At 49.3% G+C, this 15,616-nt stretch carries 8 protein-coding genes; 7 read left to right on the top strand and 1 reads right to left on the bottom strand.

Translation table 11 applies throughout. The features are described 5' to 3' along the window. The first annotated feature begins 17 nt into the window (after window positions 1-17). The 6 genes from P5G61_RS25515 (at window position 18) to dnaI (ending at window position 14,314) form a co-directional block, all read left to right on the top strand. Window positions 18-2,369, top strand: a complete 2,352-nt coding sequence (locus tag P5G61_RS25515) for a glycoside hydrolase family 3 N-terminal domain-containing protein (protein WP_301249019.1) — start codon at window positions 18-20, stop codon at window positions 2,367-2,369. A gap of 4 nt (window positions 2,370-2,373) precedes the next feature. Next, window positions 2,374-5,565, top strand: a complete 3,192-nt coding sequence (locus tag P5G61_RS25510) for an alpha-mannosidase (RefSeq protein ID WP_301249018.1) — start codon at window positions 2,374-2,376, stop codon at window positions 5,563-5,565. A gap of 250 nt (window positions 5,566-5,815) precedes the next feature. Further along, complete coding sequence (locus P5G61_RS25505; protein ID WP_301249017.1) at window positions 5,816-7,135, top strand: glycoside hydrolase family 125 protein; 1,320 nt, start codon at window positions 5,816-5,818, stop codon at window positions 7,133-7,135. Further along, the gene (locus P5G61_RS25500; RefSeq protein ID WP_301249016.1) at window positions 7,132-10,305 is read left to right on the top strand and encodes a beta-galactosidase; all 3,174 of its coding nucleotides are present in this window, start codon (window positions 7,132-7,134) and stop codon (window positions 10,303-10,305) included. Before P5G61_RS25505 ends, P5G61_RS25500 begins: the two co-directional genes overlap by 4 nt. 4 nt (window positions 10,306-10,309) lie before the next feature. Further along, window positions 10,310-13,132, top strand: a complete 2,823-nt coding sequence (locus P5G61_RS25495) for an alpha-mannosidase (RefSeq protein ID WP_301249015.1) — start codon at window positions 10,310-10,312, stop codon at window positions 13,130-13,132. Between the two features lie 231 nt (window positions 13,133-13,363). Further along, window positions 13,364-14,314, top strand: coding sequence for a primosomal protein DnaI (gene dnaI, locus P5G61_RS25490; protein ID WP_079347662.1), 951 nt, complete (start codon window positions 13,364-13,366; stop codon window positions 14,312-14,314). A gap of 122 nt (window positions 14,315-14,436) precedes the next feature. Here the strand turns inward: dnaI and P5G61_RS25485 are convergent, their stop codons facing one another. Then, window positions 14,437-14,592, bottom strand: coding sequence for a YqzM family protein (locus P5G61_RS25485; protein ID WP_144424596.1), 156 nt, complete (start codon window positions 14,590-14,592; stop codon window positions 14,437-14,439). A 264-nt stretch (window positions 14,593-14,856) separates the two neighbouring features. On the opposite strand from P5G61_RS25485, the gene trxA reads away from it, so the two are divergent. Further along, a complete protein-coding gene (trxA, locus tag P5G61_RS25480) occupies window positions 14,857-15,174 on the top strand; it encodes a thioredoxin (protein WP_017692451.1) in 318 nt (105 codons plus the stop codon). Window positions 15,175-15,616 lie beyond the last annotated feature (442 nt).

Here is a 15,616-nt window from a genome sequence, read left to right as displayed (position 1 = left end):
GATGGAGGCATCGAAGGATGATGATATATAAGGATAAAAGCAAATCGGTGGAAGAGCGAGTAGAACATCTGCTGAGCTTAATGACCACGGAGGAAAAAGCGGGTCAACTCATCCAGCCCTTTGGCTGGCAGACCTATACGAATGATGAGGGAAACATCACGCTGAATGAATCCTTTAAGCAGCAGGTGGAAAACGGGGGCGTAGGCTCCCTGTATGGTGCGCTTCGTGCAGATCCATGGACGGGTGTTACGCTTGAAAATGGACTGTCTGCCAGAGAAGGGGCAGAAGCCGTAAACCTCATTCAGCGTCATGCTGTAGAGCATTCCAGACTGGGGATTCCCATTCTGATCGGAGAGGAATGCTCACACGGACATATGGCGATTGACGGTACAGTTTATCCGGTTCCCCTGCTCTTGGGCAGTACCTGGAACGTGGACCTGTACCGTGATATGTGCCGGGCGGTTGCCTGTGAGACGCGTGCTCAGGGCGGTGCGGTAACGTATTCCCCGGTACTGGATGTTGTACGTGATCCACGCTGGGGACGTACCGAGGAATGCTTTGGTGAAGACCCATACCTTATTGGCGAACTGGCTGTTGCATCCGTGCAAGGACTTCAGGGTGAAAGTTTGGACCAAGAGGATGCGGTAGCGGCTACACTGAAACACTTTGTCGGTTATGGAAGCTCGGAAGGTGGCCGCAATGCGGGACCTGTGCACATGGGCTGGCGTGAACTGCTGGAAGTAGATCTATATCCGTTCCGAAAAGCAGTTGAAGCAGGCGCTCAATCCATTATGCCGGCCTATAACGAAATCGACGGTATTCCGTGTACGGTAAATACGGAATTGCTGGATGATGTTCTGCGAAAAGAATGGGGCTTTGAAGGTCTGGTCATTACGGACTGCGGTGCCATCAACATGCTCGCAAGTGGGCATGATGTGGCGGCTGACGGGTTGGAAGCATCCGTACAGGCCATTCAGGCAGGTATTGATATGGAGATGTCCGGTGAGATGTTTGGACAATATCTGGTGCAGGCGATCTCGGAAGGAAAGCTTGAGATGCATGTACTGGATCAGGCTGTTCGCCGCGTGCTGTCGCTGAAGTTCAAGCTTGGACTGTTCGAGAAGCCTTATGTGGATGCTGATCGCGCGGCAGAAGTCATTGGCAGTGAAGAGCATATTCAACTGGCACGCCAATTGGCTGCGGAAGGTGTGGTCTTGCTCAAAAATGAAGCTGCAGCTCTACCTCTGTCGGCGGCAACAGCAGGCCGAATTGCTGTCATTGGTCCTAATGCAGACCAAGCCTACAACCAGTTGGGCGATTATACATCCCCCCAACCAAAATCCAAAGTGGCTACGGTGCTGGATGGCATCCGCGGTAAGCTTGCCGTTAGTGACAGTGGACACGCGGGAGAAGGATCAGATGGTCATTCGACGAATGTTGAAGCTGAGGTGCTCTACGCACCGGGTTGCCGTATCAAGGGCGATTCAAGGGAAGGGTTCGAGCATGCGATAGAAACGGCACGTCAGGCCGATACAGTCATCATGGTCGTTGGCGGCTCAAGTGCCCGTGATTTTGGTGAAGGAACGATCGATCTGAAGACCGGTGCTTCCAATGTGTCGGATAATTCATGGAATGACATGGAGTGCGGGGAAGGCATTGACCGTATGACGCTTGGACTCGCCGGAGTCCAGTTGGAGCTGATTCAGGAGATTCACAAGCTCGGCAAAACACTTATCATTGTCTATATCAACGGACGTCCGATCACCGAACCTTGGGTGGATGAACATGCCGATGCCATTCTGGAAGCATGGTATCCGGGCCAGGAGGGTGGGCACGCCATTGCGGACATTTTGTTCGGCGATGTGAATCCGTCCGGTAAATTGACAATCTCCATTCCGAAGCATGTGGGTCAATTACCGGTTTACTACAATGGCAAACGTTCACGTGGCAAGCGGTATGTGGAAGAGGATCTGGAGCCTCGTTATCCATTCGGATATGGGCTTAGCTATACTACATTTGATTACAGCAAGCCGAAGCTGAGTACGGAATCAATGACAGCAGACGATACGGTTACTGTATCGGTGGAGGTCACCAATACGGGGTCTTGCAGGGGTGCAGAAGTCATCCAGATGTATGTATCCGATGTGGTCAGCCGAGTGGCTCGTCCAGCCAAAGAACTGAAGGGATTTGCGAAAGTGAGTTTGGAACCCGGAGAGATGCAGACTGTAACCTTCCATATTGGAGCGGAGCAGCTGCAATATATCGGACGTGATCTCAAGCCTGTCGTTGAGCCAGGACAATTCCATATTCATATCGGAAGACATGTGAATGATACGCAGTTCACCGAGCTGACGGTAGAGGGGGCGTAAGGAAATGGAACGTATCAGACGATTTATTCGCGAGTTATCCGAACGTCAGTGGTTGGAGCAAATGGAGCTGCGCAGTTGGGACATCACTCGCGCTTATTATAAAGTACCAGGACAATATGAAGATCAGAAGGCCTATCCGGAAGGAGAGGGATTGGATCGTTTCCCGAGCGATCAGGGAACGACCTATTTCTTCCGTACGCGTCTGGAAGTTCCTGCCTCCTGGCAGCAGGAACCATACGGACTTGTATTTGAATCCGGCGGGGAAGGCCTGCTTCGGGTGAATGGACATTCCTATCAGGGGCTGGATCGCAATCATACGTATGTGACACTCAACCCTTCCCGAATCGGGACTCAACCTGAGCTTGAGATTGAGTTATTTGATCCGGTACCTGAGCCTGTAGATCCATTGAATCAGCAAGCGGTTATTCAGCCGCCGATTACATCGATCCGCAGTTTACTTGTGCGACCGAATGAACCTGTCCGCAGCCTGATGTACACGGTCACGATTGTGCGTGATTCTGCGGTGCTGCTTCCAGAAAGTGATTTCCGCCGTGTGCGCTTGGTGGAAGCGATCTATCGAGCGATGGATCAATTTGTTGGTCTGACAGAAGAGGCTGTCAAGCAGGGAAATGACATCTACAGTATCGAAGAAAGATTGATTCATGAAGTGCGTGAGATTGGTGGAAACGCCGAAGGCTTGGAACATATGGTGGGGCAATCGCATATCGATATTGCCTGGTTGTGGCCTGTACGTGAGACGATACGCAAGACCAGTCGAACATTCTCCACGGTGGATGCACTCATGAATGAATATCCCGATTATGTTTATTCCCAGAGCCAGCCTTTGCTGTATGCTTTTCTGAAAGAACATGATCCTGAACTGTATGAACGGGTGAAGAAACGTATTGCGGAAGGACGCTGGGAGCTGGTTGGCGGTATGTGGGTTGAGCCGGATCTGAACATTCCGAGCGGTGAATCCCTGATCCGTCAGATGTTATATGGTCAGCGCTTTTATATGGAGGAGTTCGGCAAAACATCACAGATTGAATGGCTGCCAGATACATTTGGTTATTGTGCTTCCCTGCCTCAGATTTTGAAGCATGGCAATGTCGAGTACTTTATGACGACCAAGCTCGGATGGAATGATACCAATGTGTTTCCATATGATCTGTTCCACTGGGTAGGTATTGATGGCACGCCCATCCTTTCCTATCTCAATCATGGTGTCAACGAGCACACGCTGCCGAAGGACATTCATGATCATTGGCAGTCTTACCGCGAGAAGGCGGCGCATCCGGAGCATATGCTTCTGTATGGGCATGGCGACGGCGGTGGTGGCGTAACACGAGAGATGCTGGAGTATGTGGATCGTTCGGAGTTGATGGTGGGACAGCCGAAGAATGGTTATAGTACCGCCGGTTCCTTTTTTGCCGGAATCGAGCAGGCACAGCCTGATCTTCCAAAATGGCATGGCGACCTGTATTTGGAGCTTCACCGGGGTACTTATACGACTCATGGCCGCAATAAACGCAACAACCGGAAGGCTGAGGTGCTTTATCGTGAAGCGGAGCTCTGGAACACCCTTGCGCTATCGCATATGGATGCACAGCAGGAAGCGGAAGTACGTTCGGCGCTGCATGATGGCTGGAAGCTGATATTGCTGAATCAATTTCATGATATTATCCCAGGCTCGGCCATTACGGAATCCTATGTAACTTCAGACGAGGAGTATGTTCGGGTATTTGAGTTAGGTAGAGCAGGACTGAATCAAGGGGTTGCCGAATTGATGAGGGAGATTAATACGCAGGGGCCAGAGGGTTCTGTCCCTTATGTTGTATTCAACAGTCTCGGCTGGAATCGAAGTGCAGTCATTCAACTTCAAATGCATGATGGGTTGGATCGTTACGTGATCGATGAAGAAGGTCAGCGTTTGCGAATGGATCGGGAAGATGGTCAAATTTCGATTCTGGTGACGGGCATTCCAGCGTTTGGGCATAAGACGATTTGGCTTGTACCGGAAAATGCAAGAGAAACGAATGTACGGGAAATGGCGAGCATTGCTGGCCAAAAGAACTTTACTGATACATGGGAAACAGAGTATTACCATGTGCAGTTTAACGATCGAGGCGAGATATCCCGCTTGTGGGACAAGACAGCAGAACGCGAGATTCTGAAGCCGGGTGAACGCGGCAATCAATTTTACTTTTTCCATGACCGTCCGACGCTCTGGGATGCCTGGGATATCGACAGCCGTTATGAGGCTCAGGTGGCTGGAAAAGTGGAGCTTGTGGAGAAGAAGCTGGTGCTGGCAGGCACGACGAAGGACGTGCTGCGCTTCCGTTGGAAGCTTCACCAGTCTGTGATTACACAGGATATGGTGTTCTATCATGACAATCGACGGATCGATTTCAAGACCCATGTGAGCTGGAATGAAGATCATAAATTGCTCAAAGTAGGCTTCCCGATCGATGTAGTGACTTCCAAAGCAACATATGAAATTCCATTCGGTGCATTGGAGCGTCCGACCCATCGCAACACGAGCTGGGAGCAAGCTCAGTATGAAGTGTGCGGACATCGCTTCGCAGATATAGCGGAGTATGGGTACGGTGTCAGTCTGCTCAATGACTGCAAATACGGATATGACGTACAGGAAAGCACGATTCGTCTCTCCTTGTTACGTGCGCCGAAATGGCCTGACCGGACTGCCGATCTCGGAGAACATGACTTCACCTATTCCCTGTATCCACATGAAGGTGACTGGAGAACTGCGCATACGGTACGACAAGCCGCTGAATTGAACACGGAAGTGACGGTACAACAAGTAGAGCAAACACAACAGCCACAGCAAGTGCAACCGATGGAACAGGTGCAGCAGAGTCAGAGCAAAGGGGCTGAAGTCGAACCAACAGTAACTGTGGCATACTCACGCCCAGGAAGTGGCTCATGGATTAATTTCGACAGCCAACATGTCATTCTAGACACGGTCAAACCGGCAGAGGATGGACACGGCACCGTACTTCGTTTCTATGAGTCATCAGGCAAACGCGAAAGCATCACATTGCAATGGCCGCATGCCTTTGAGCAAGCATATCACTCCAACGCACTGGAAGAACCGATCAAACCACTGGCCCATACCAATGGCCAGATTACATTATCTTTTAAACCTTACGAAATACAAACCGTGCTACTGCGGTAAACCTTTTTGAAATATTTTGAGCTATATAGGAGTAAACGTATTTACACGATAACGAAGAGGACAGAAAGAATTCGAAGAAGCGAAGCGTTCGCCTTTATCCCCGGATTTTACCCTTTTGAAAAGGGAATCAAAAAATCTGGGGATAACAGCGATCGGAGGATATTTCTGACCGCGCAGTGGTCCCGTGTTAATTTTTTGTTTCATCCTTAATAGCTACACCATTCAATTTGTTTAAGGAGTGCACTCATTCATGGAACAATTCAGATTACCCAAAATACCGATGCCGCCTGTTGCGTTGCCACAAGCCATTCAGGCTGTAATGGAAGAAGCGGAGCAGAAGTTGGCGCATCGACCGAAGCTGCTTCAATTATTTAAGAACTGTTTTCCCAATACGATTGAAACGACAACGAAGTTAATGGATGACGGCACGACCTTTGTCATCACGGGCGATATTCCAGCTTCCTGGCTGCGTGATTCCGTGGAGCAAGTGGTGCACTATATTCCGTTTTCGAAGGAAGATGCAGATCTGCAACGGATCATTGGCGGTTTGATCAAGCGCCACATCCAGTACGTTCATATTGATCCGTATGCCAATGCCTTCAATGAGACAGCCAATGACTGGCACTGGAACACAACCGACGTGACGGAGATGTCACCTTGGGTATGGGAGCGCAAATTCGAGATTGATTCCCTGTGCTTTGTTATCCGTCTGGCTTATTTATATTGGAAAGAAACCGAATTGACGGATATTTTTGATTCCAGCTTCAAAGCAGCAATGCTCAAAATCGTGGATTTGTTCCGGGTGGAGCAGCATCACATGGAGCAATCACCATATAGCTTTACCCGTAATAACGGCATTGCTACGGATTCGATCCGCAATAATGGACGAGGCATGCCCGTCAATTACACAGGCATGATCTGGTCTGGATTCCGTTCCAGTGATGATGCATGTGATTTCCACTACAACATTCCTGGCAATATGTTTGCCGTTGTTGCCCTGCGTCAGATGCAGGAGTTCGCGGAGTGGGTATTCCGTGACATGGCACTTCTGCAGGAGCTTAAGGATCTGGAAGCTGAAGTAGATCATGGTATTCAGCTTTACGGGATTTACCGTCATCCTGAATTTGGCCCGATCTACGCGTATGAGACGGATGGCTTCGGCAACTACTGCCTGATGGATGATGCGGGTACACCGGGACTGATGTCCATTCCTTACCTTGGCTATGTCACAGCGGATGATCCGATCTATCAGAATACGAGACGTTTTGCGCTCAGCAAAGAGAATCCGTTCTATTATGAAGGCAAAGTTGCCAAAGGAATCGGCAGCCCGCATACACCACCGGATTACATCTGGCATATGGGTCTGTCCATGCAGGGGTTAACGGCCCAGTCTGCTGAAGAGAAGCTGGAGATCATTCGGATGCTGGAAGCAACGGATGCAGATACAGGGTATATGCATGAAGGTTTCCATGTCGATGATCCGACGATTTTTACGAGAAAATGGTTTGCCTGGTCCAACAGCCTGTTCTCCCAGTTGGTCTATAAATCCATGAAGGATGGCCTGCTATGAGTAGCGCACAGGTTAAAGGAAGCAAGCTGATTATTTTCTCTGATCCAGCGTTTCCGTTGGAAGGTGCTTTGCCAACGCAAGGTGCTCTTGAATCATGGAAAGCATCAGAAGAGATCATCGTTGTGGGTGCGGGTGAATTGGCTTCGGCTTTGAGCAAAACGGCGGGTGAAGGGTGTTTCGTGAATCTGCATGCACCCTATTTTCCCAAATCGGCTTGGACTGAAATTTCCGCTTTTCTTCATCAGGGCGGAAGCCTGATCAGCATTGGTGGGGCACCTTTCAAGCGTCCTGTACGCCAGGAGAACGAGGCATGGGTTTCCGAGTCGGAACAAACGGCGTATCACCAGGAACTTTACATTCATGAGGCGTTAAAGGTATCCGCAGCCAAAGTGGATTCACTCACTTCATCCGAAGATATTCCGCTGCTTGCAGGCAAGGAGGATCTGTTCGAGATTGCGGATACGTGGAATCTGGTACCTCATACAACCAAAACAAGCGATTTGCCACACCAGATGGGTTCATCAGGTCCGATGAGTACCCAGATTTCTCCGCTGCTGCGAGGACAAAGCAAGGATGGACGCAGCATCACTGCCCCAATCGTATTATGGGAAAACTCCCGCAGTACGTTTGCCGGTTCGCGCTGGCTGTTTGTGCATCTGCCTTTGACGGCTACCTTCTGGGAACAGAACGGAGCAGTCGAAATGGTGAACTGGGCGCAGTATTGCGCCAAAGGTGTAACCGAACTATCTCTGAAGCCGAACTATGCTTCGTATGAACTGGGTGAACGAGCTTCACTGATCCTCCAAACCCAAATTCTACAGCGTGCGGGTAGCAGAAGAAGTGAGCCGGAACTTTGGACGTTTGATCTAACAGTTGAACGGGAAGATCGTACAAACGGCACGGTAGAGAAGGTATGGAATCATCAACTGGAGATGGAACTTTCCGGCGAACAGCGTTTTGAACGTATTCTTCTTCCGGTTTCAATCGAGAGCGGGCTGTACCGAATCGTCGGTCGTGTTCAGGCACCTGATGGAGAAGTTCGCATACTGCGGCAGGGCTTCTGGGGTCAGGACGCAGCCTTGTTGGCAGAAGGGGAAGTCATTACACGCAGCAGAGATTATTTTATCAAAGACGGTCGTCCGCTGCCTGTTGTTGGTATGACCTACATGACCTCTGACGTGGCACGGAAATTCCTGTTCCTTCCTAATGCGGATGTGTGGGATCGAGATATGACACAGATGGCGAAAGCCGGCATTAACTGGATCCGTACCGGAATCTGGACTGCCTATCGCAACATGATGCAGGTGGATGGACACATGTCCGAGGATGTACTGCGCGCAATTGATGCGTTCCTGTTAACGGCAAAACGGCATGGCCTTCAAGTGACGTTCACCTTTTTCTCTTTTACACCTGAGACGTGGGAAGGAACGAATCCATATCTGGACCCGCAGAGCGTAGATGCACAGAAACGATTCATCCGCAGCATTGTCAGTCGTCACAGACATTCCACACATGTGGACTGGGATTTGATTAATGAACCGTCGATGTTTGATCCTGTGCGCATATTCTCGAATGGTCCACGTTCGGCACGAGATTCGTATGAGCAGCTGGCGTTTATCGAGTGGCTTCAGCAGCGTCATCAGACGATTGAAGCGCTTCAGGAGGCATGGAACATGTCACCTAAGCAGCTCCCGGACTTTACGGCAGCAGTCATTCCAGAGCCGGAAGAGATCAATTTCGATGTTCAGGATATGCACAAGGCTAAAAAAGGAACACGCTGGCTCGATTACTGTCTCTTCTCGATGGAGATGCATAATGTTTGGGCAAGAGAGCTTGTAGGCACAATCAAGGATCTCGTTCCTGATCACCTGGTTACCGTTGGACAGGATGAAGCTCTTGGAGCACAGCGGCCTTCACCGTTCTTCTATGAACAGGAAGTGGATTATACTACGGTGCATTCCTGGTGGCTCAACGATGACCTGATCTGGGACGGTATTTTTGCCAAAACACCACATAAACCAAATCTCATTCAGGAGACAGGTATCATGTATGTGGAAACCCCGGATGGCCGTGCCAAACGCACAGAGGAAGAGCTTCACAGCATTCTGGAGCGCAAATACGCCTATGCCTTCTCAACAGGCGGAGCCGGAGCCGTGCAGTGGATCTGGAATACCAACTTCTATATGGATAATGCCAATGAATCTCATATCGGGGCGCTGCGAGCGGACGGTACGGAAAAACCTGAGGCCGATGTATCTTATGATTTTGGCCGATTCATGGAACAGATTCGAGACCTGTTTACCGATCGTGAGCTGGAGGAAGTGGCGGTGGTCTTTCCGTATTCCAACGACTTCTCGAACCGTGCCCTTGCCTATGATGCAACAACGAAACTTACTCGTGTGATGGCTTATGAGCTGAAGCTGCCGTTCCGGGCTGTATCCGAGTATCATCTGGAAGCATTGAAGCAGCAGCCACCGAAGCTGATCATGGTTCCGAGTCCGCACAACATGGACAACGGTGCGTTAAGCGAGCTGCTGAACTTCGCAAAGAATGAAGGAGCCACACTGCTTATTACCGGACCGCTTGGGTTGGATGCCTATTGGAAAAGAAGTAACCGGGCAGATCATCTTGTCGGCGAGCGCAGTCTGGGCAACGTACAGCGCGAAGAAATGCTGAATATTAACGGGGTGAATCACCGCGTCACATATGGTCGTCGCCGGATTGCTGAGGTGGCGAAGGAAACGCTGCTTCATGCGGAGAATCATACACCTGATGAAGTATTAATGCTGCCATTAGGCAAAGGCAAGCTGATCTGGAGTCCGCTGCCGCTGGAACTGAACGGACGGGATGAGCCGCTTGCTGATCTGTATCGATATGCGTCAGAAGTGGCTGGCATTGAACATGAACTGGAATGGGTATCTGGCGGTGATCTGGCAGGAATTTATGGCCGGAAGTTGAGCTTCCCGAAAGGGAATCTGTACGTATTCGTGTCAGAGTTCGCTTGGGATCATGAGGTGAAAGTCAGAGATACGCGTTCGGGAGTCCTGTATACGTTCCTGCTGGAGAAGAATCGCTCCGTGCTGTTTGCCACAGATAATGCGGGACAGCTGCAAGCCGTGTATCGTCCGGATGAGGTAGAGATTGTACAACAAGAGGTAGAGGGGGAATAATGCAATGACTAAACCGACAAGCAAATCGAAGAGAGCACATATTATTTCTCATACGCACTGGGATCGGGAATGGTATCTGCCGTATGAGAAGCACCATATGCGATTGGTTCAACTGGTGGATTCATTACTGGATCAGCTCGATCAGGGGCCGGATTTCAAAAGCTTTTATCTGGACGGCCAGACGATCATCATCGACGACTATCTCCAGGTTCGACCTGAGCAGAAGGAACGGCTGGAGAAGCATATTCGTGATGGACGAATTGTCATTGGACCATGGTATATCCTGCAGGATGCCTTCCTGACGAGTGGTGAAGCCAACGTACGTAACATGCAGGTCGGACATCGGGATGCAAAGCGTTACGGAACCCCCTCAAAGATCGGATACTTCCCCGATACCTTTGGACTGGTGGGGCAGACACCGCAGCTTATGCTGCAATCGGGCATCGATAATGTCTTCTTCGGACGGGGCGTGAAGCCAACGGGATTCAACAACACGGTGTCTGACGACGGATATGAATCCAGCTTCTCGGAGCTGATGTGGGAAGGACCGGATGGATCGAAAGTGCTGGGTGTTTTGTTTGCCAACTGGTACTCCAATGGTAATGAGGTTCCAGTGGACGAGGCTTCAGCACGCAAGTTCTGGGAAACCAAGCTTGCAGATGCGGAGAAATATGCATCGACGAATGAATTGCTGTACATGAACGGATGTGATCATCAGCCAATTCAGAAGGATCTGCCCGAAGCCATTCGTATGGCTGAACAGTTGTATCCTGATATCGAGTTTGTTCACTCCAACTTCCCGGACTATTTGTCAGCACTGAAAGAATCTGCGGTTCAGGAGCTGTCTGTTGTAAAAGGAGAGCTGCGCAGCCAACGTACCGATGGCTGGGGCACCCTGGTGAACACAGCTTCGGCTCGCGTTTATCTGAAACAGATGAATCAACTGGGACAAGCCATGCTGGAAAAGGTGGCTGAGCCACTGGCTTCGTTCGCACACCTGCTGGGTCATCCTTATCCGCATGATCAGTTCACCTATGCCTGGAAAACGTTGATGCAGAACCATCCGCATGACAGCATCTGTGGCTGCAGCGTAGATGAGGTGCATCGCGAGATGGTCACACGCTTTGATAAGAGCCGTCATGTCGCTGAGGCCTTGATTGAGGATAGCACCAGCCAAATCGCCGCTGCGGTGGATACCTCAACATTCGAGCAGTATGGTGAAGAAGCACGTCCTGTAGTTGTGTTTAACACATCGGGATGGGAGCGCAGCGGTGTGGTTCATATGGAACTGGATGTGGCCCGTCTGTACTTCCGCGAAGGTTTTTCATTGGAAGATATGGCTGCCAAAATGAACGCCATCGACCTGTCAGGACGTATACTGGTGGATGAAAAAGGTAATCCAGTTCCGTGTACGGTAGAGGATCTGGGTCTGCAATTCGGCTATGATCTGCCGGATGATCGATTCCGTCAGCCATACAGCTGTCGTCGGGTCAGCATTACGTTTGAAGCAGGGAACGTGCCTGCACTTGGTTTGAAGACATATGCTTTGGTTCGTATGGACCGCAATGCTGCGAATGCCACGAATGCTGTCGCTGGAGAGTCTGTGGATACCACTGCGGATTCGACTACACTGCTGCGTGGCGAGCGTGGTATGGAAAATGAATATTTGATCGTAAATATTGCGGACAACGGGTCTTTTGCACTTACGGATAAACGGTCAGGCCGGACGTACAAGGATCTTGGCGTGTATGAAAATGTCGGTGATATTGGCAACGAGTACATGTTCAAACAGCCGGAGAACGAAGTGGCGTTGACTACGAAGGAGCTTCAGGCAGAGATTCGGGTCATCGAAGATGCGCCTTACAGAGCATCCTACGAAATTGTTCATCATTGGGAAATTCCTGAATCCGCCGACGAAACGCTTGATCGTGAGCAGCGGGAACTGATCTATTACCCGCATCGCAAAGCGCAACGTTCCAAGGAACTGGTTACGCTGAAGATCCGAACCATTGTGTCTTTAAGTCGCAGTGGAAAAGGCGTCAAGCTCGAAACAACCTTCAACAATCAGGCGAAGGATCATCGGGTGCGGGCACTCTTCCCGACGGATCTGACAGCAGCTGTTCATCACGTGGACTCGATGTTCGAAATTGCTACTCGCGATAATACACCTGCACCGGAATGGCAGAATCCGAGCAATACCCAGCATCAGCAAAGTTTTGTTGATGTGAGCGAGGATCAGGCTGGATTGGTTGTAGCCAATCTGGGTCTGAATGAATATGAGGTTCTTGAGGATGGACGGAATACGATTGCCGTGACATTGCTTCGTGCGGTGGGAGAGCTTGGAGACTGGGGATTGTTCCCGACACCGGAAGCTCAGTGTCTCGGAGAGCATTCCTTCCAGCTGGAGATCATCCCTCATGACGGGAACGGAGCTACCTCCGGAGCATACATTGAAGCTTACCAGTTCCAGATTCCATGGACAGTGGCTCAGACGAACGTACACCCAGGTTTCCTGACACCAAGCAGCACACCGTTTGAGTGGCAAGGGGACGGCATGGCGTTTTCTTCACTGAAGGTAAACGAGGATTCGGGTGATCTGATGATGCGCTGGTATAATATGAGATCCAATACGACGGAATTGAAGTTTGCTGCTTCTGAGTCCATCCCGCAAGCATTGGCAGACGCATATCAGAGCAACATTCTGGAGGAAGAGACAGGCAAGCTGAATGTTTCTATTATAAATGAATCCTCGGCTGCTTTGATTAGCAAGGAATGGGCTTTGCAGGCGGGACCTTGTGAGATTGTCACCGTGGGGTTGCGTCGTTAATTTGGCAAGCGTCATCCGGATCAATTCTTTGTGTTGAGTCTACCTGAAGTTCTGCGTACTGTCATGGAATGGATAATGTTTTTTCCAGCTGAAAATGTTGAGTTATTCCTCAAGTTTATATAGAATGAACAGTAGCATTACAAGCGATCGAAGGTTACCCTGCCATCACGATGGTCATCGTAAAATTCAATTGTTCATTCTATATTGAAACTATTAAGGAGGCTTGAAGCCATGGAATCCTTGGGAGGACTGCTTCAGCAGCTGAATCCTTCCTTTCGTGAACAGTCGCGGCGGATTGCGGCGGAATTGATGGAAGATCCGTACGTACGCGAATTCCGCGCAGGTCATCCTGAACTGAAAGATGCACAGCTTATGACCGATCTGAGCAAGCTGTATCAGTATGCCAAAGATTCGAAGAACTGTGCCAATTGTCCGGGGCTCGACAACTGTCCTAACGATTTCCAGGGTCACTTTTGCAAACTGGAAGTAGAGCATTTTAACGGTAAACCCGAAATTATAGATAAAAAAGCACCTTGTTCCAAACATATCGCCCGGCAAAATGAGCATGTCATCAAGCAAAGAATTCGCAGTTTCTATGTGGACGAGCGTGCGCTCAATGCAGGATATAACGATGTGGAAATTATGGGCAAGGATCGGATGCGTGCTCCGGCGGTGAACCAGGTTCTGCGTTATATTAACGAGACCAAGGAAAATGGATTGTCTCCGCAAGGACTGTTTTTGGAAGGATCATTTGGAACGGGCAAGACGTTTCTGATGTGTTATCTGCTGCATGAACTCGCGGTTGTGGGCCACACGGGTGTCATTATCTACATGCCTGACTTTGTGGAGGATCTGAAATCCATGATCAGTGAAGGAAACAAGCTGAAGGAAACGACGGATATTCTGAAAAGCTGTGATCTGCTCATCTTTGATGATATTGGGGCAGAGAATCTGAACCCATGGGTTCGGGATCATGTGATGGGTTCCATTCTGAATTACCGTATGAATCGCAAGCCTACATTTTATACGTCCAACTACAACTTGGATGGGCTGGAGAAACATCTTAGCTTCACCAGCAGGGACGGCGAGGAAATGAACAAAGGCCAGCGTTTGATGGACCGGATTCGTCCGTTTGTTGATGTCATCTCGGTTCGGGGTGAGAATCAACGGGGCAAACGTTAAACCTATTATGTCACCGATCTTATCTGATTATTTTTACACATATAGTCGAGTCCCAAAAAAAGCCTGGCTTTCGCATTGTCGCGAAAACCGGGCTTTTCTGGCCTGCGTGCAGCCTGAAGATCCTATTCGGTCAGAAATTTGAAGATAACCATTCCGAAAAAGATGACCGTCATCAGGCCGGCCATGCCAGTAACACCCGCTATAAGATCAAACAGATCGTTACGGGGTTCCTCGTTCACATGTTCACGCGGGTCGTTGATTCGCACATTTGCATCCATGGTATTGCCTCCTTATGGGGATTACAGCTTGCCCTTACAGGGAGCTGAAGCCCGGAGTAATTTTAGTATACTTGGAAAAGAAAGCGTTTGTAAAGATTTTGCAGCGAACCTGCCAAGTTCTTCAATTGTGAAGATTTGATGTTGGGAAGATGAACATTGATGCGTTCATTTCACAAGTTTAAAGTACCTGTGTTATACTGGAAGTGTCGTTCACGACGTTACAGGTTAAAATAAACCGTAAGTATATATAAGGAGGACAATTTCATGGCTATTGTTAACGTATCCGATCAATCCTTTAACGCTGAAGTCGAAGGCGAAGGAACGGTTCTTGTTGATTTTTGGGCGCCTTGGTGTGGTCCTTGTAAAATGCTCGCTCCAATCCTGGAAGAGCTGTCCACTGAAGTTGGCGATGCAGTGAAAATTGCTAAAGTCAATGTGGACGAAAATCCGGAATCTGCTTCCCGCTTCGGCGTAATGAGCATTCCAACTTTGATCTTCTTCAAAGACGGTCAACCAGTTGATAAAGTGGTTGGTCTGAACTCGAAAGATGCTCTCAAAGGAATTATCGCAAAACACCAATAAGTTACCAGGCTTACACATACGCCTCCGGTTATGCGCCGGGGGCGTTTTGCGTCGAAACCTTTTATATAGGACAATATAAAGTATAATTATTTTTACACGATAACGTGGAGTGTAGAAGCAATCTGGAGAAGCGCAGCGTTCCCATTTATTCTAAGACTTTTCCCTTATATATTATTGGATCAAATTATTTACACAGTAACGGAGAGGACAGAAAAAATCTGGAAAAGCGGAGCGGTCGCATTTATCACCGGATTTTCCCTTTGAAAAAAGGGAATCGAAAAAATATGGGGATAACAGCGATTGGAAGGTTGTTCTGTCATCGTAGTGTCAGTGTGAAATATCTTTTAGTTCAATTAAAATAGAAGGGGACTCATAGAATATTCGGGATAATGACGATCGAAAGATGGTATTGCAATTGGAGTGGTACAATGTAACCTTTTAT

The organism is Paenibacillus vandeheii (assembly GCF_030433635.1).
In the GTDB taxonomy this organism is placed as follows: domain Bacteria; phylum Bacillota; class Bacilli; order Paenibacillales; family Paenibacillaceae; genus Paenibacillus; species Paenibacillus vandeheii.
Note: the sequence above shows the minus strand (reverse complement) of the source record. Positions and strands in the feature narration are given on the sequence as shown.

Excerpts from the sequence above, each read along its gene's own strand:
- P5G61_RS25515 (WP_301249019.1), top strand. The coding sequence starts at position 18 with ATGATGATATATAAGGATAAAAGCAAATCGGTGGAAGAGCGAGTAGAA.
- P5G61_RS25505 (WP_301249017.1), top strand. The coding sequence starts at position 5,816 with ATGGAACAATTCAGATTACCCAAAATACCGATGCCGCCTGTTGCGTTG.
- P5G61_RS25485 (WP_144424596.1), bottom strand. The coding sequence starts at position 14,592 with ATGGATGCAAATGTGCGAATCAACGACCCGCGTGAACATGTGAACGAG.
- P5G61_RS25495 (WP_301249015.1), top strand. The coding sequence starts at position 10,310 with ATGACTAAACCGACAAGCAAATCGAAGAGAGCACATATTATTTCTCAT.
- dnaI (WP_079347662.1), top strand. The coding sequence starts at position 13,364 with ATGGAATCCTTGGGAGGACTGCTTCAGCAGCTGAATCCTTCCTTTCGT.
- trxA (WP_017692451.1), top strand. The coding sequence starts at position 14,857 with ATGGCTATTGTTAACGTATCCGATCAATCCTTTAACGCTGAAGTCGAA.
- P5G61_RS25510 (WP_301249018.1), top strand. The coding sequence starts at position 2,374 with ATGGAACGTATCAGACGATTTATTCGCGAGTTATCCGAACGTCAGTGG.
- P5G61_RS25500 (WP_301249016.1), top strand. The coding sequence starts at position 7,132 with ATGAGTAGCGCACAGGTTAAAGGAAGCAAGCTGATTATTTTCTCTGAT.